Here is a 16,408-nt window from a genome sequence, read left to right as displayed (position 1 = left end):
GGAGGGGTTTTAATTACCGAATAATTTGCCAATAATAAAATAGTGAACTATAAATATGTGATGCTATCCTTATTAAAATATGAATTCCTATGACTAATATGTAAAGGAAGTGAATAACATCATATTAACATGGTTAGTTTTTATTGGAACAGCAGCAGCAATATTTTTTAGTGGCAAAAGACTTTCAACAGTTGCAGATAAAATTGGTAAAGTTACCGGACTTGGTGGCGCTTTTGTCGGTGTACTATTGCTACCAATAGTCACTACTTTGCCCGAGCTTTCTGTTACAATTTCTGCAATAATTATAGATGCTCCTAATCTTGCCCTGGGTAATTTATTTGGAAGTAATCTACTTAATCTATCTTTGATTTTTTTTATGGATATAGCTCAGGGAAAAGGGCCGATAGCTAAAAAGTTAAGCTTTGATCATATACTGGCTGTTTCCATGCTGACAATAATCTTAACTATAGCCCTTACAGGCATCGTCGAACAAGAACTTTTTACAATTGGTCACTTAGGTGGAAGCAGTTTATTGATATTTTTTGTTTATTTCGTTTCACATACAATTCATTATCGGTATCATAAAAGAAATCCTAATCTATCAACTGACCCTGTTGACTCATCAGAACCACCTGATGAAAGAAATGATTCGAAAAATAATACTAGAAGTTCTGAATCTTTAAAAAAACTGGTGTTTGAGTTTGCCGTATTGGGCATAATTATCATAGTTTCAGCTAGGTTTTTATCTGGAGCTGCTGATACAATCGCAGAAAATACTGGGTTAACAGAGGGGCTATTAGGTGTAGTATTCCTGGCACTCAGCACATCTCTTCCAGAGCTTGTTATTACACTGTCAGCAGTTAAAAAAGGCTTCTTTGATCAAGCCTTTGGTAGCATTCTAGGAGCCAATATACTAAATATGGGGTTAATATTTATTGTAGACACAATCTACTTAAAAGGGCCAATTTTACAATTTAGTGAACAGGAAATTTTTAATGCAGCTGTTATTGGGATATTAATGACTAATGTGATTGCAGCTGGTATTATATACCGCTCCAAAAGAAGCTATTTTTATCTGGGAATTGATGCAATTGTGATATTAATTCTATATATAATATTTTTAATCAGTTCAATAGCATAATTCCCATAACTAAAACATCATAATTCTTCGGTAATGTTTAAATCCATGTAAGGGGATTCAAACCTATTTCCAATAAGTACTCTTATTCTTCCCACTTGTAGTACTAAATCTCCTTCCCAAAACATTTTATCTTCTATTCTATACTCACGTTCAAATTGATAATTGGAATTAGAACCGGGGCTGCCACCACCGCCAGCACCTGTAGGTCTTACCTCTTCACCGTTTACCATGCTAATTAAATAGTCTCGCACTCTAAAGCCATACTCAAATTGATCTGAAAGTATCTCACCTTCAAAAGTTATTGTATCTAAACCTTCGTCAGTTTTTTGAGGTTCTTTTAACTTCCCCTTATATTTCCCTATGTCTGATATCTCAACTTCGACATTATCACCAGGATCCACAGAAATTTCTTGACTGTGATCTTTACTCATGTAGGTTCTATCTAAAATTAGAGTTAGGTCTTGTTCAAGTTCGTACGGAAAATTTTGATACCAATACTCGTACTTAAAATAGCTCTCATCAATTGTCTCTATTTTTTCAGATGAATCAGGATAAGCTCCACTAGGCATTGTAAGCGTCGAATTATTATTATCTACTTTGTTTTCCTTTTCTAATAAAAGTCGAGGAGGAGTAGTAAATTCAAGGTCTAATTGTCTTAACTCTGGATTTACTTGATAATCAACTAATATAGTGATTTTAGAGTGATCTATGATCATTTCTCTAGGCTTAATAGTTAAATGCTCATCTGAAGTCGTCATGTCTCCCTCTAAATCAATTACTTTTTCGTTAAATAGCAACTCTAAATTCCAATTCCCATACCATACTAAAAAAGAAAACAACAAGATTATTACGGCAACAAATAAGATAGTTTCTTTTACAAATTTTTTCTGTAATAACATTTAATCCCCCCCTTCACTCTGTTTCGAGATATTTTTAAATTCCCCTTTATAAAAATAATTTTTATACTAAAATTTGTAATAGTATTGTCAGGACACTTGAAATCACCTTATGCCATGATAAAATAAAAATAATAGTTTTGGAAATAGTTTTAGCCCAGCTACGTTCAGTTTCAAGCTATACAATTTCAATAGTGAAATAATAATCAGTATCTAATAAAAGGGGGAAAGGGAATGGATTTTTTAGGTGTTACAAGATCAAAAGTAGTTAAAATTTTAGGAATGTTAAGTGTGCTAATACTCTTAACAGCATGCGGTCCAGAAGAAGCTGCAGTTGATGAAGAATCAAAAGGTATTTTCTATGAAGTAGAAGGTGGAACTAATCAAGTGTACTTGTTTGGTTCTGTCCATGTGGGACATGAAGACATGTACCCTTTGAGCCCCAAAGTTGAAGATGCCTTTCAAGAGGCCGATGTGCTTGGACTTGAAATTGATATGGCTGGCATGACAGAAATGGAAATCGGCCAACAAATGGCAACACTGGGTATGTATCACGATGGAACCAAAATGACCGATGTTGTATCAGAGGAAACTTTTGAGGAAGTTGCCGATATGGCAGTGAGTATTGGAATTGACCGGGAAACTTTAAATAACTTTAAACCCTGGTATGGAGCTTTGATTGCATCAGAAATTGCCATTAACGAAGCAGGCCTTTCACCGGAATACGGTATCGAAAACTACTTTATTGAACAATTAGAAGATAAAGAAATGGAAACGATTAGTCTTGAGACTATTGAAGATCAAATAGGTATTTATAATAAATTATCCGATGAGTCTCAAGAGATTTATTTAGAAAATACATTAGAAGAGATTGAATATGTTGAAGAGGAACTAGAAGAATTAATTACCCTTTGGCAGGAAGGAAATACAGAGGAGTTAGCTGATATAAGGGAACAGCAAATTGAAGAATCCGAAACTGAATCAATTAAAGATTATCAATTAGCCATGTGGGATGGTCGGGACGAACAAATGACAAATGAAATAGAAGATATTCTCAATGATGATAGCGAAGACACTTATTTTATAGTCGTAGGTTCCATGCATTTGGCTGGTGAAAACAGTATACCTGATCAGTTAAGAGATAGAGGATATGATGTGGAAAGCTTGCATTAAAAGATATTGATTTTCCCAGTACTTAGCACTTCCCACCATAAAACAGTTAAGACAAAAAATTGTTCAGTACGAAAAAACCAGTGGTTATAGATATAGTTAACCACTGGTTTTTTATATGGTTTTAATCCTGGGAGTCTTTATTTACTGTTTTCTCCCATATGGACAAACATATAAACACATCCCACAAGCTTCTATCTGACCTTTTTCCTTCATTTTTTCAAAATATTTATTACACTTTTTAGCGTCATATCTTACTTCTCGAGGCTCTTCTTCATTAAAAGGTTTTCCTGTAAATGCTTTCACTGGACATACATCTACGCAAGCTGAGCAATCGCCACATTGCTCTTCCATAAGTTGTCCTGTTGGTTCAACTGGAGCATCTGTCAAAATTGATACCCACCTTACTCGAGGTCCACTATCAGGCGTAATTAATAAGCAATTCTTACCGATCCATCCCTGTCCTGATAGACTTGCTCCCATCTTATGGGAAAAAGAGGCACAAATTCGTTCGTCATCAATTCGTTTTGACGCTGGAATAGGAAGTACAGTATATCCCTGTTGTTGTATGAAACCACTAACTATTGATGCAATCGTGTCTAACCGTTGGTTAATAACATCATAAGCATGATGCCTATAGTTAAGTGCTACAGATCGTTCAGACCTTCTTGGCAATTGATCAACAATATGATTTATTAACGAAATACCTAAAGAAATAGAATAAGGAAAACTCGCAATCTCCGAACCACCTTGACTAAGAATAGCTTGTTTCGCCTTCGACAAATATGCAACGCCAAAATGAGTAACTCCGTGCTGTAGTGACAATTCTTTTATCCGCTCGTTTAAACCCACTTTAATCATCCTTTCTACTCATTTATCATCCTGAAGCTAATTTAGAAGATTTCATCTAACATCGTTATTATTACGCAAGTAGTAGACAGGCGGTTATATTAATTCCATTCGATTTAGCATCGCAAATACCTCCAAAATTGCTATTTTTTGTTCTTTGATGATCATAATATGAGAGTGGAATCCCTTCGTAACATTTTTTGAAAATAGCAACATTTTTACTGATAACGTGAAAAATGCATAGGCAATCATATTGACAATTTAGAAGTGCATACTATAAACTAAAAATAAAGTAAAATTTGGATTTGACGGCGATGGAGCTCGCCAGGATTAAATTCCAAACTGCTTTCTTAGAAGCTAATGGCTCCTACCCTATCAGGGTAGGAGTCTATTTTTTTAAGAAAGGGATGATTTACAATGATTGAAAGTATTTTGATTATACTAATTGCCGGCTTCATTATGGGAAAAGCTTTTGAAAAGTTAAACCTTCCAGGTTTGTTAGGAATGCTTCTTGCGGGTATTTTGTTAGGACCAAATTATTTAGATTTGATTTCAAGTGAAATTTTGGCTATCTCTGATGACATTAGGTTGCTTGCATTGATTTTAATCTTGCTTAGAGCGGGTCTTGGATTAAGGCGTGAAACTTTAAATAAGGTGGGAGTACTCTCTCTTAAGTTAGGTTCGCTGCCATGTTTAATGGAAGGGTTTACTGTACTTTTATTAGCTTATTACCTATTTGAGCTTGGGTTTGTCGAAGCTGGTATATTGGGTTTTATTATAGCAGCTGTTAGCCCAGCGGTAATAGTCCCCTCTATGTTGAAATTAAAAGATAGAGGCCTTGGTAAAGATAAAGGGATTCCTGTAATGATTTTAGCTGGGGCTTCAATTGATGATGTATTTGCCATAACTCTTATCTCTATTTTTCTTGGCCTTGTCAATGGAGGTGCCGGTGGCACCCTTTTAAGTTTACTAGCTATTCCGAGAGAGATAATAGGAGGTATCTTATTTGGCCTCTTCGTAGGTTTTATCCTGACAAAGATCTATCAAAAATTTGAAATGGCCGACAGTGATAGAATGGTAGTATTAGCAGTAGGAGCTCTTTTTGCCTATGTTGTAAGCTCCTATTTACAAGTTGCCGGCCTACTTGCCATCATGATAGCTGGTGCTTACCTTTTAGAAAAACATAAATTGTTTGCAGAGGAATTTTCAAAGAAGCTAAAAGGAGTATGGTCTTTTGGAGAGATATTCTTATTTGTATTAATCGGCTCTATTGTAGATGTATCTTTAGCAATTAGTGCGGGACCACTGGGAATTTTAATAATTACAGTCGGAGTATTTATAAGAATGTTGGGAGTCTATATATCAACTTTAGGCTCAAATTTAAATCCTAAAGAAAGACTTTTCTGCGGAATTTCATACAGCCCTAAGGCTACCGTTCAAGCTGCAATGGGTGGAGTTCCTTTGTCAATGGGGCTACCCGGAGGAGAATTAATCCTGGCACTAGCCGTTTTGTCGGTAATCTATACAGCACCTTTAGGTGCACTTGGAATTAACTTTTTTGCCGATAAACTTCTTGATAGTGAAAGTGATGAAACTGCTGAACTTTCCTCAATAGAATAATAATCTGATAATCAATTAAAATATCTACCCCAAGTAGTGAACTTTTGGATCTAACAGATCATTTTAGCCACTAAGGGGTAGATTAGATTTGGTGTGAGAGGTCGATAAAATAATTATCTACTTACCTATTCGATTATCTTCCTATGCACTGTACAATGATTGTTTGGAGAACAAAGTTATTGGTTATTTAAAAACTTTAAAGCTAAAGATATATAGAGAGCTGTACCTTTATGAAGGATGTCTTCGTCAATATCAAACTTGGGGTTATGATGTGGGTGTATAATACCTTTATCTTCATTATAATTTCCAAGAAAGATAAAAGCACCTGGAGATTCTTTTAAGTAATATGAAAAATCTTCACCACTCATAATAGGATCTCCTGTTTCAATTTTTTCTTCTCCTAATAGATCAGAAACCGTGTCTTGAGCTAGTATAGCCATTTCTCGATTGTTATTTAATGGTGGGAAAACATTCAGGCTTTCAAAAGAACATTCTAGATTATGAAACTGAGAGGTTACATTACATAGATCTGTCATTCTTTTGATAATATAATTTCTATCTGACTCACTAAAAGTTCTAATAGTACCCCTTAATTGAGCACTACTAGGAATCACACCCCAATCAGCCTTGGATTCTATTTGTTCTACTGTTACAAGACTTGCATTGACTGAATTCAATTCTCTATCGTGCATTCTGTATATAGAGTTAACCATTTCTGATGATGCTAGTATAGGATCTTTAGTTTCATGAGGACTAGAGCTATGCCCACCTCCACCATTTATATTTATCCAAAAATTATCCACTGAAGCCATGGTGGGGCCTTGGTGAATCATCACTTTTCCTGAGTCAACTGTTTTCCAAACATGGATCCCAAATACAGCGTCCACATCTTCCATAATACCTTCTTTACACATGATTTTAGCTCCACATCCACGTTCTTCATCGGGTTGGAAGATAAATTTAATAGTACCTGATAACTTATCTTTAAATTTACTTAATATTTTGGCAGCACCTAATAACATGGCAGTATGCGCATCATGTCCACATGCATGCATAACCCTGTCATTTTTAGAAGAAAACCCTTTACTATATGGTATATGGTCTTCATCTGTGGACTCATTAACTACTAATGCGTCCATATCAGCTCTCAATAAAACCGTGGGTCCTGGTCCAGCTTGCCCTTTAATAACTCCTAAGACACCAGTTGGCCCATGAGTATCTTTTATAGTTTCATTTAATAGGGAAAGCTCTTCTATAACACTTTCTTTAGTACCGATCTTGATAACTTCGTCCAAGTTTAGCTGTTTTAATTCCTCCATAACTTTATCAGAGGTTACATGCTCCTCTAGACCTAGTTCGGGATTTTCGTGAAATATTCTTCTAAAATTTACAATCTCTTGTTCCATCTCTTTAGCTTCGTGTAAAATGCTTTGAAGATTTAATGTCAATTGATCAACTCCTTACTTCTTAATATTGATTTTCCGATAAAAATTCAATAACCGAAAACATATATTGAATACATTTCAGATATATAGAACCTTTTTTGTTACCCATTGTTCTAACAATAAGTTAACAGCATAGACCATAGCAAGTAGTTTAATTGTTATAAACAATATACCCACGTGTTATATACCCTTCTATAATTTCCTCTTTTGAAATAGTTGTTCTTGGATCTATTTTCTTGTATTCCATAGGAGGAGTTTCAATCATAATATCTCTAAATTTTATAGGCAAACCTATACTATTATAAAAGCTCCTTCCACCTTGTAATTGAAAGTGTAAATGCGGCTCTGTTGAATTACCCGTATTGCCACATTTTGCAATAACTTCACCTCGCAATACCTTATCACCCTTATTTACACGTATACTGTCTTTTTTCAAATGGGCTAGTGTACTATATTCATTTTCAGTATGTTTTATAATAATATAATTCCCTGCAACATGCGGTGATCTTGATAAAAATTTTCCTGGTTTAAGTATTATACTATCTTCCGCTTTATTATAAACTTCAACCACTTCACCATCTGCTGGAGCTAAAATATCCTTATCATAACAATAATAATTTTTATTTTTATTTAATTCATTTTCAAATGTTTTCCCTTTTTCATCAATAATAACAAAATCATAAGCATATCTCTGAGTTGGAATACTCCATGAATGTGAATGTTCCTTGGTGTAACTACCATTTATGGCTATCCATTTACCTTTAAAAGGTAGAGAATACTCTATTTCATTTTCATAATTACTTATAGACGGTGTTTTATTACCGTGCTTTATTTTGTTTATTATAATTCCAACATATTGAAGTATTCCTGCTTTATGAACTGAAAAATCTAAAACAACTTCAACAATAGCAAATATAGCAAACAACGAAAGTAATGAAAAAACTATTGAATCAAAAAAAAATGTTAACACAACACTAAATATACCTATATACTTTGCATTTCTAGAAAACTCCTGCAAGAAAAATTTAATTCTATATTTTTTCAACTCATTATTAATACACATGCAAAATCCTCCTTGTACTAGTGCGATACTTAACATGACTAATAAGCCAATATCTCTTCGAGTTATATTTTTCCTCTGTATTTTACACTTTTTTGTTGGGGAACAAAAATAATCATTTAAGTATAGCTATTTTGACTCTACATTTCACTCCATTTTCTTTTAAATAAGAATAAATTTAATAAGTCTAAAACTCAAATATTTTAATTCACCCCTCTCTAAAGTAACTTTAACTTATGCATAGAATATCAATTTTCCACCTCTATAACTTCTGCTTGGCTTTCACCACCATAATTATTCCAGCAATAAAGAAACCTACAAAAACTAAAGAGATAAGTGCTCCTGATTCAAAAAAAGATTTGATAGAAGAAATAAACATCAGTACAGTAAAAAATATTGAAGAATAAAGCTCCCAACGATCTCTAGAAATTAATTTTTTACCCTTAATTTTTTCAAATATTATAAGACTTCCACCTGATAAAACACCTAATAATAAAATAATTAATCTAATGTCCAAAATATCACCTCACAATAGCAATCTATGAAGTTCTTGAATTTATAGTTTTCCATCTTTTTTTAAATCCTCAATAGCATGTTTAACTGCAACTTTTACAATAGCATAAAGAATATAAATCGGCACTATATAAAAGAGGTATAATTATATCCATTTTTATCCTCCCTCTATAAATTAATTATTTCTTCAATATACTCACTCATTCTCAAGATTTCACTACCATCCATTTTAAGGACTAGGCAGAAAATTTCATTTAATGAAATTTTTGTAAAACAGGAGTGCCTTTAAATAAGGGTTGTTCCTGGCAAAATATGGTGGCACATTTAATGGATCTCCACTTATTCCTTGGTGGTTTTACCTCCCATATCTCACTGGGTCCTTTATGGCCCTTATAAATTCCTTCGTTCTACCTAGCCAAGGGTGGAGGCCAGTTTTGCTCCTTAGCAGGGTCAATGCCCGAATGGATTATTATGACTGGCTTCTCCGTGCTCCTTTTGTAGATGTAGTATAAATTCTTAAGACTCCAATTTGGCTGCTTATGCAGCATCCTGCAATAAATTTAATGAACTGTTCTTTAACATCATCCTGCCATTATAAGGTGTCTTTTTGGTACCTAGGGCAAACAAAACTCTGATCAACCTACACGCTAATGCTACAAGCGATTGTTTCTTTTTTAAGGGATTTTCTGGCCTTGTGGTATAATAATCGTGTAATAACTTAAATTCAGGGTTTTTGGCTACTAATGGAATCACGCAGCGATATAAGAGTCCTCTCAAACGAGGTCGACCTCGTTTGGTTATCTTGGTTTCACCTTTGTGCTTACCTGAACTGTTCTCTTTTAGATTTAAGCCTGCCAGCTTCTTAATTTGATTTGGATGTTGATAATTAGAAAGATCACCCACTTCAGCCAAAAATCCTGCCACTGTTACCATCCCTACTCCAGGAATACTCATCATTTCTTCTGCTCCTGGAATTTCTTTTAAAATATTTTCTATCTGAACAAGTACTTGTTCTAACTCTTCTATTAAGGCGTCATACTGCGACAATAGGGTTTTCAATTCTTGTCTTGCCATTATCTCGCCTTCTGTTAGCCCAGTACTGTTTTGGGCTGCTTCTTTCAGCTTTTTTGCTCTTTTTTTACCTACTGCTCGATTTACTTCTTGTTTCCAGCAACTTACTATCTCTTCTTCACTATGACCTAATATTTCTTTTGGTAGGGGAAAACTTTTTAGGGTTAATAATGCTGCTTTTCCATCCCAGTTCTTGAACACTGTGCTGAATTCTGGGAAGTAGCGATCTAACCAATTGTCTACCCTACCTTTTACACGCCTTAAGTCATCTGTTAGCAGAAGATAATAAATCGTAGATAAAATTGAAATGACAAGAGAAAATGTACCACCAAAACCAAATTCTATAAGAAGATAAATTGATAATGAAAATAACACTATAGAAGACAACATAACTACAAGAAAGCTATCTTTTTTATCTTGATCAAATAATATCTGTTTCCGCTTTTCAAGAGTAAGTTTTTCCATGCTTTTTTGGCTATTTAAAACTAGCAGCCTAGTAACAATTATTCTTAATATAACCCCCACAAAGAAGGCAGATGTAATATTTAGCCCAAATATATACGGATCTCTTGTACTAAGTTGTAGAAGTAATAGTACTGATAAAACACCCATATATATTTTTTTGAATTCTTGGATAGCATATTTTTTGCTCTCATCTACTATAAAACTACTACCCAAGACCCCAAAAGGGAAAAATACATGCCCTGCATTTACTTTTTTAAAATACGTCCACAAACCTATCATATTAGCTCTCCTTTGGTAGGAAATTCACTTTGCCACAAGCATGCAAGTACTGACTTTATTTACCTAAAAACTGTGAACTGTTACTTCACTTTTTTCCTGTTACGTTTATATCCATATAAGGAGCTTCAAATCTATTTCCAAGAGGTATCCTTACTCTTCCTATACTAAACAATAATTCACCCTCCCAGAACTGTGAATCTTCCACTCTATAAGTCCTTTCAATTGTTTGATGGGATGAATCCCTTCCTGAACTTCTACTACCACCAATCTGCTTTGGTGTAATTTCCTGGTCTTCTATTACACTTTTCAAATAGTCCCTGACTTCAAAACCATAATCAAAATGTTCGGAAGTGGTTTCTCCTTTAAATGTTATTGTATCTAAGTCATCAAGGTTTTTTTCTGGTTCACCCAATTCTCCCTGGTATTTACCTATGCCAGGTATTTCTACTTCCACACTGTCTCCTGGTTCAACTGAAAATTCTTCTTGATGAGATTTACTCATATAGGCCTTGTCTATAGAAATAGTCAAGTTTTCTTCTAGTTCATAAGGAAAGTCTTGATACCAATATTCATATTTGAAATATTCTTCGTCATCCTCTGTTATTTTTTCAGATGAATCAGGATGAGTTCCCTTTGCCATTCGAAGAGTAGAGTTTTCCCTATCAACATCACTTTCTTTGGCTAATAGTAACCTCGGAGTAGTTGTGTCGGAAAACTGAAATCCTAGTTCCCTTAACTTATCATCAACTTGATAATCCACCAATAAAGTAACCTTCGAGTGATCAAGGATAAGCTCTCTAGGCTCTAAAGTTAAATAACCGTCAGAGGTTGTCATTTCCCCTTCTAAATCCACTGTTTTTTCATTAAACATAAGAGAAAGGTTCCAATTTCCATATGTTATATTAAAAATTAATAAAAGTACGATAACTGCAATAAGAATAGCAGCTTCGTTGAGATATGATTTTCGTAACATAGAGTCCTCCTTCTTTAAAATTGATATCTTATTTAGTAATTTACCTAAAATATCAAATACAACGCAGTAATCAGAATATGTTCATCAGTCCATTTCTTTAACTGACCACCCATCAGACTAGAGAAACCTAATAAAATTCTCAAAAGACTATAAAGTTTTTATTAATCATCATTTATTTTTTAGTTCATCTAATTTTTCTAATATTAATGAAGTACTCATAGACACTACAGCGGCAAGGACTATAATTGATCCCCAAATTAAATTTGTGTTTACATCTCCTCCTGGCATAATTTCTGAAAACAATAGTGGTCCCAAAAATGCACTAATAACCACTAAAACTAAAACAATTAATTTGGTGTTTTTCATATTATCCACCCCACCTTTATTAAAAAGCTAGTTAATTTATAATAGTACATCAAAATTTATTAAAGTATAATAGTTCTTAAATCACTACGTTACTAGACACATCCAATATCTTGTAAGCACTATTCTAACTCACTATCTACTCCTCTACTTCAATTTCTAACACATCAGTTTTTAAGCCTACTCTCTCTTTAATTTGAGAATCTACTTCTATTTCTAATGTTTTTCCTTTTTCTATTTCCTCGAATGTTAACCAAAAGGAGTGCCCTCGATCTATAGGACTACTCGATACTCCATGTTTATAGTCAACTCCTTCTGTTTTAACTACTAACAATTCTTGTTCTGAGGGATAATTTTCACTGTGCTCTAATTTGTTTTCTTCAGCTTTTTTTATAAAAGAATCACCAATGTCTGGAATAGCCCGCTGCTTTTCACTAATTTCTACAGAAAATTCGTCTAAAGCAGTTTTTACTCTTCCATCTGATGGTATTTCTTCTCGATTCTTAGTAGTTCCAGTTGGTCTAATTGTCAGCTCATGTTGATACCCTTGTTTAGCAACCTCTTTAACTTCTTCCTCGTTTAAATTTTCCAAAGCTTTTTCTAAAAAGATTGTATAATCGTCAGCTGCTTTTTCAGCAAAACTTAACTCTCTTGGCAGTTCAGAGTATTCATCTAATCTCGTTTCTAAGTCATCTATTTCATTTTCTAAATCAGTAATTTCACTTTCTAGCTCCTCCTTTTTTTCTTCGGATACTTTATTTTCAGTTTCTGTACAACCTATTGCTATAAGTGAAGCAGTCACAATAAAAATTAGTAAAGAAACAAAAAATTTGTTATTCAATTTTATCAATCCACCCTCCATAAATTAATTAAGATAAAATATCAAATGTGCCGCAGTAGTCAGATGATACGTATTATTTAACATTTTAGTGTAAAGAACTTAAAATATTTTTTATTTAATCATTCTTTCCCCAATGTAATAACTTCTTCTAGTTGTTCACTGTCTTCTTCCCATTCAATGATTACTTCCGTTTGGTCATTGCCTAAGCCATCGGGTAGGGTTTTACCTGAAAAGTCTAATTTTACAGGTTCTCCTTTCTCTAAGAAAGGTTCTCCCGCACCTCTACCGCCTCCTGCTTTACCTTGGCCATCACTATGAGGAAAATATAACATCATATCGATAACTTCATCGTGATTATCACCTTTATAATATATTTCATATGTCAACAACCCAAAAATGTCATTTTCATCTTCAGTCTCTAATTCATAATCATAATAAGAAGCATTTAATTCTACCTGCCAGTTTTCGCCTTCTCCTTTATAGCTTGTTTCGTTTATATCATTCAATTGATATAAAATAATTTCGCTTAATTGGGCAGTTTGTCCTAATACATTTTCTTGATCTAGTGGCCTATAAACAATAGCAGCATTTTGAGCATTATAGGCGGAATAATCTACTCCCTGCTCCTCCTCTAGAGGTCTAGTATAAGAAAATTCATGTGAAAAATGCTCATTTCTCTCTTCAATAGACTCAAAAATATAAATGAATAGCTCTCCTGGTAAGTCATCAAATTGATATGATGCATCAATCATATTGCTTTCCTCTTTTAACTCATCTACAGGAGATTTTGCTTCTATTTCCTCAAGTTCGTATTCTTCTTCTAGCACCTCTAATATTTTTGATTTTGTCAACAAATCATCCTCGATTTCCAATTCTTCTTGTTCGTTACAACTAGATATAACAATTGTAATTGCCAATATAACAAAAATTGTTAAAAGACGCTTTGTGTTAGACAAAAATAACCACCTCCGATCTATAGATTTAATTCAAAAAATAACAAGTATAGAAAAATAAATTTTATTCATTTATTATCAACTGTTTCACAGTAAATATCTTAGAAAGGTGATTGGTATTAAACCCTCTATCATGAATCTACCACCTTACACTAATTACTTTCGATTATATTTTAATTCACCTAACTCTAAAGTGATTCTGATTTATGCATAATTATTAATTGCGATGCTATCACCCAATAATATGCAACTATTAAAAGCATCACTTACAAATCTTCCCTTTCCTCTACCACAATTTTCATTACGAAAACTACTGCATCTTCTTTTATCATCTTGTCTAATTCATCTGAATCTTGATAGTCATAGCTTGCTCTCATAGAGTCTTTGCCTAGTCGGTAAACTGCCAATACCTTTTCTTCTCCAAAATTCAAACCTACTTCTTCATCATCAATGGCATAATCCCAGCTTTTAGCATTTATATCACTAAATAAATCATTATCTATATCGACAGGCTTGCTTTGAGCACCTTTTGAGTAAATAAATATTTGAGGATTATCGCTATCTAGTTCTAGAAATCCAGCTCCTAAATTCCCCTCTGCCTCTTCACTAGGGCCTAATCCATAAGAAAGTTTTGCAAGTGGAAAGGGTTCAACAGGTTCTCCCTCTTTATACCCTTCAACCCATATTTCTATCCAACTTTCGTCTGGGTTTGGAAGTTTAAAATTAAAATCAAATAATCTACCAAGACTTAAATTTTCAAACGTTTTTTCATACTTTGAATCAGTATTCTGTGAGATGTTTATTTTTTTGTCAGCATCATGATCTTCATCATTACATCCAACACTAAATATTATCATTGAACTTACTAATACTACTAAAAATTTGTAAACACTGTTTAGCCTAATAAAATCGCCTCCTTTTATCAGCTTCCCACCCTCTATAACTTCTGTTTGACTTTCACCAATTATTCCAGCTACAAAGAGACCTATAAAACTAAAAAAACAAACATGATCAAATAACTTTCGCTAATTTTTTCAACCCTGTATAGAGCAGATTTTTTACTTCTTGCTCTTGTGAATCGGTGATTTCAGAAATCTCATTACTGTTCAATCTTTGACAAAAGCGTAAATAAATTACTTCTTGTTGTCTATCGGTAAGTTTTTTAAATGATTTAAAAAGCTTATGATCATGAAAATATTTAAAATAAGCAGGAATTTTTGAGTCAGAACTATTGCTATCACACCTGGCTAATATTAGCTCTCTGGCTACAGTAAACACATAGGTATGAAAGTTATTCGTAGAACGCAAGTTTGTTATCTCAGACAATACCTGGTAAAATGTCTCTGATACTAATAGTTCTGTTAATTCGATATCACCCACACTATCATAAATATATTGATAAATTTTAGGAAAGAAGTAATCATATAATGTACCAAATGCATTGGGATCTTTTGCTGCCTCTTTTACTAAATCAGATAGCTCGTCTTTTGTAATCTCTAACTACAAGATGGTCACCCTTTCACAACTATCATATCAAAAAAACAGCAAATTTTAATCGTTTTCATAAAGGCAAATTCTCTCCTAAGTGATAACTATCAAAAGCTAAAATTGTTGCAAAGAATTTATAATTCTTTCTCATTCTATGGACCAGTACCAACACCCTGTATTCGCCATCCTATTTCAGGTGTCTCTTTAATTAGTGTCATAAAACGAGTTTGCTTGCCACTATCATGGGTGATTATTTCACTTACTTCTTTATCCACTGTCACTCTAAACTGCTTTTTATCTCGTTGGTTTTGCCTGGATTCAGATGGTCTATTTCTTCAATTTCTAACATCTCAACCGATTCGATATTGTAGAGTCCTCCTATTACTGCTTGTTGAAAATTATGATTATAGATTTCCTTGTTATCCATATTCATAAATAGATAGTCTTTAATGTTGCATCTGCTTAAAAGTGAATACGCCTTATCGTAATCACCCATATCTGCAGCCTGCCAGTATTCCTTGACGACTTCTTCTGCACCTAGTCCTGCCAACTCTTCCTCTTTTGGATGGTTAGCGTCAATTATGGTGTAAACCCATTCGTCCCATGTTTTACCCACTACTTCTTCAAAGCTATTCCCTTTTAAAGAACAGGCAAAATCGTCGTGCCTTCCTGCACCAAGCCAGGCTCCGATAATATCATCTTCATAGCGAACTATAATTGCTCTACCTGAATCTTCTCTCGGACTCATAAACTCTGGTAAATCTTCTTCTATATCATATAGATTAACAGTAACTTCATTACCTAAATAAGGTTCTAAATCTTTTCCAATATCTTTATTCAATTCATTATTATAAGCCCAATAAATCACTTTTGGAAACTCCCCAGGTTCATGGAGGAAATTTTCAGGTAGAGTAACGCTTATAGAATTAATTGCTTCAGTAATGGTCCAATCATAATCATTTAAAAAGTCTTTGTCTTCTTGTTTGATTTTTTCTTCGCTTATCTGGTCATCGGGCTGAAAGCTTTCTTCTTCATTAATGCCATCACACCCTATCAGAAAGATTGTGATAGCAATCATGGTATATAAGAGTACGCACTTCAAAGTAAACCAACACCTCCATACCGTCGCATCCCTTCACTGTATCCTCATTCTGATATAAATTTTCCAGTTAATTATATCATATTAAGGAATATGTCGGTAAATTCTGTTCAGAACTATTTATCAAAATTTGTTGACTTTAGTTTATCAGTTCCAGCATAACAAGTTCTACTCCTTTATGT

General features: G+C 33.7%; 17 protein-coding genes and 1 riboswitch. Of the genes, 3 read left to right on the top strand and 14 right to left on the bottom strand.

Translation table 11 applies throughout. The features are described 5' to 3' along the window. The first annotated feature begins 109 nt into the window (after window positions 1–109). On the top strand, window positions 110–1,141 hold the full coding sequence (locus NTHER_RS01505; protein ID WP_012446760.1) for a sodium:calcium antiporter: 1,032 nt from the start codon (window positions 110–112) through the stop codon (window positions 1,139–1,141). Window positions 1,142–1,158: 17 nt separating this feature from the next. Here NTHER_RS01505 and NTHER_RS01500 read toward each other — a convergent pair whose 3' ends face one another. Further along, window positions 1,159–2,040 carry a hypothetical protein gene (locus NTHER_RS01500; RefSeq protein WP_012446759.1) on the bottom strand — a complete coding sequence of 294 codons (882 nt, stop codon included), beginning with the start codon at window positions 2,038–2,040 and terminating at the stop codon, window positions 1,159–1,161. 231 nt (window positions 2,041–2,271) lie between these two features. Here NTHER_RS01500 and NTHER_RS01495 point away from each other — a divergent pair, with 231 nt between their 5' ends. After that, window positions 2,272–3,210 carry a TraB/GumN family protein gene (locus NTHER_RS01495; protein ID WP_012446758.1) on the top strand — a complete coding sequence of 313 codons (939 nt, stop codon included), beginning with the start codon at window positions 2,272–2,274 and terminating at the stop codon, window positions 3,208–3,210. 141 nt (window positions 3,211–3,351) lie between these two features. On the opposite strand, the gene NTHER_RS01490 is transcribed toward NTHER_RS01495, so the two are convergent. Then, window positions 3,352–4,068, bottom strand: a complete 717-nt coding sequence (locus NTHER_RS01490; protein WP_012446757.1) for a 4Fe-4S double cluster binding domain-containing protein — start codon at window positions 4,066–4,068, stop codon at window positions 3,352–3,354. A 289-nt stretch (window positions 4,069–4,357) separates the two neighbouring features. After that, window positions 4,358–4,433, top strand: a riboswitch (Fluoride riboswitch). Window positions 4,434–4,473: 40 nt separating this feature from the next. On the opposite strand from NTHER_RS01490, the gene NTHER_RS01485 reads away from it, so the two are divergent. Then, window positions 4,474–5,676 carry a cation:proton antiporter gene (locus NTHER_RS01485; protein WP_012446756.1) on the top strand — a complete coding sequence of 401 codons (1,203 nt, stop codon included), beginning with the start codon at window positions 4,474–4,476 and terminating at the stop codon, window positions 5,674–5,676. 176 nt (window positions 5,677–5,852) lie between these two features. Here the strand turns inward: NTHER_RS01485 and NTHER_RS01480 are convergent, their stop codons facing one another. From NTHER_RS01480 to NTHER_RS14975, 12 genes are all read right to left on the bottom strand, one after another. Beyond that, complete coding sequence (locus tag NTHER_RS01480; protein ID WP_012446755.1) at window positions 5,853–7,124, bottom strand: M20 metallopeptidase family protein; 1,272 nt, start codon at window positions 7,122–7,124, stop codon at window positions 5,853–5,855. Window positions 7,125–7,272: 148 nt separating this feature from the next. Next, window positions 7,273–8,184 (bottom strand): M23 family metallopeptidase, encoded by a 912-nt coding sequence (locus NTHER_RS01475; protein ID WP_012446754.1) that lies wholly within the window; start codon window positions 8,182–8,184, stop codon window positions 7,273–7,275. 259 nt (window positions 8,185–8,443) lie between these two features. Further along, window positions 8,444–8,698 (bottom strand): hypothetical protein, encoded by a 255-nt coding sequence (locus NTHER_RS01470; RefSeq protein WP_012446753.1) that lies wholly within the window; start codon window positions 8,696–8,698, stop codon window positions 8,444–8,446. 533 nt (window positions 8,699–9,231) lie between these two features. Next, window positions 9,232–10,509 (bottom strand): IS110 family transposase, encoded by a 1,278-nt coding sequence (locus NTHER_RS01460; protein WP_012446752.1) that lies wholly within the window; start codon window positions 10,507–10,509, stop codon window positions 9,232–9,234. A gap of 85 nt (window positions 10,510–10,594) precedes the next feature. Then, window positions 10,595–11,482, bottom strand: a complete 888-nt coding sequence (locus NTHER_RS01455) for a hypothetical protein (RefSeq protein ID WP_012446751.1) — start codon at window positions 11,480–11,482, stop codon at window positions 10,595–10,597. Window positions 11,483–11,650: 168 nt separating this feature from the next. Then, window positions 11,651–11,848: a hypothetical protein gene (locus NTHER_RS01450; RefSeq protein WP_012446750.1), complete on the bottom strand. Its 198-nt coding sequence runs from the start codon at window positions 11,846–11,848 to the stop codon at window positions 11,651–11,653. Window positions 11,849–11,984: 136 nt separating this feature from the next. Next, window positions 11,985–12,686: a hypothetical protein gene (locus NTHER_RS01445; protein WP_148206788.1), complete on the bottom strand. Its 702-nt coding sequence runs from the start codon at window positions 12,684–12,686 to the stop codon at window positions 11,985–11,987. A gap of 119 nt (window positions 12,687–12,805) precedes the next feature. Further along, window positions 12,806–13,642 carry a hypothetical protein gene (locus NTHER_RS01440; RefSeq protein WP_012446748.1) on the bottom strand — a complete coding sequence of 279 codons (837 nt, stop codon included), beginning with the start codon at window positions 13,640–13,642 and terminating at the stop codon, window positions 12,806–12,808. A gap of 263 nt (window positions 13,643–13,905) precedes the next feature. Further along, window positions 13,906–14,496: a hypothetical protein gene (locus tag NTHER_RS01435; protein WP_012446747.1), complete on the bottom strand. Its 591-nt coding sequence runs from the start codon at window positions 14,494–14,496 to the stop codon at window positions 13,906–13,908. Between the two features lie 154 nt (window positions 14,497–14,650). Beyond that, window positions 14,651–15,019: an RNA polymerase sigma factor gene (locus NTHER_RS15530; RefSeq protein WP_012446746.1), complete on the bottom strand. Its 369-nt coding sequence runs from the start codon at window positions 15,017–15,019 to the stop codon at window positions 14,651–14,653. A gap of 260 nt (window positions 15,020–15,279) precedes the next feature. Next, entirely contained in the window at window positions 15,280–15,402 is a 123-nt protein-coding gene (locus NTHER_RS16330; RefSeq protein ID WP_274377059.1) for a DUF4829 domain-containing protein, read from the bottom strand. A gap of 2 nt (window positions 15,403–15,404) precedes the next feature. Next, window positions 15,405–16,229, bottom strand: a complete 825-nt coding sequence (locus NTHER_RS14975; protein ID WP_052291928.1) for a DUF4830 domain-containing protein — start codon at window positions 16,227–16,229, stop codon at window positions 15,405–15,407. Window positions 16,230–16,408: the final 179 nt, after the last annotated feature.

This window comes from Natranaerobius thermophilus JW/NM-WN-LF, from assembly GCF_000020005.1.
In the GTDB taxonomy this organism is placed as follows: domain Bacteria; phylum Bacillota; class Natranaerobiia; order Natranaerobiales; family Natranaerobiaceae; genus Natranaerobius; species Natranaerobius thermophilus.
Note: the sequence above shows the minus strand (reverse complement) of the source record. Positions and strands in the feature narration are given on the sequence as shown.

Coding starts and splice junctions, on each gene's coding strand:
- NTHER_RS01485 (WP_012446756.1), top strand. CDS start 4,474: ATGATTGAAAGTATTTTGATTATACTAATTGCCGGCTTCATTATGGGA.
- NTHER_RS01500 (WP_012446759.1), bottom strand. CDS start 2,040: ATGTTATTACAGAAAAAATTTGTAAAAGAAACTATCTTATTTGTTGCC.
- NTHER_RS01475 (WP_012446754.1), bottom strand. CDS start 8,184: ATGTGTATTAATAATGAGTTGAAAAAATATAGAATTAAATTTTTCTTG.
- NTHER_RS01450 (WP_012446750.1), bottom strand. CDS start 11,848: ATGAAAAACACCAAATTAATTGTTTTAGTTTTAGTGGTTATTAGTGCA.
- NTHER_RS01495 (WP_012446758.1), top strand. CDS start 2,272: ATGGATTTTTTAGGTGTTACAAGATCAAAAGTAGTTAAAATTTTAGGA.
- NTHER_RS01435 (WP_012446747.1), bottom strand. CDS start 14,496: ATGATAATATTTAGTGTTGGATGTAATGATGAAGATCATGATGCTGAC.
- NTHER_RS01460 (WP_012446752.1), bottom strand. CDS start 10,509: ATGATAGGTTTGTGGACGTATTTTAAAAAAGTAAATGCAGGGCATGTA.
- NTHER_RS01490 (WP_012446757.1), bottom strand. CDS start 4,068: ATGATTAAAGTGGGTTTAAACGAGCGGATAAAAGAATTGTCACTACAG.
- NTHER_RS01455 (WP_012446751.1), bottom strand. CDS start 11,482: ATGTTACGAAAATCATATCTCAACGAAGCTGCTATTCTTATTGCAGTT.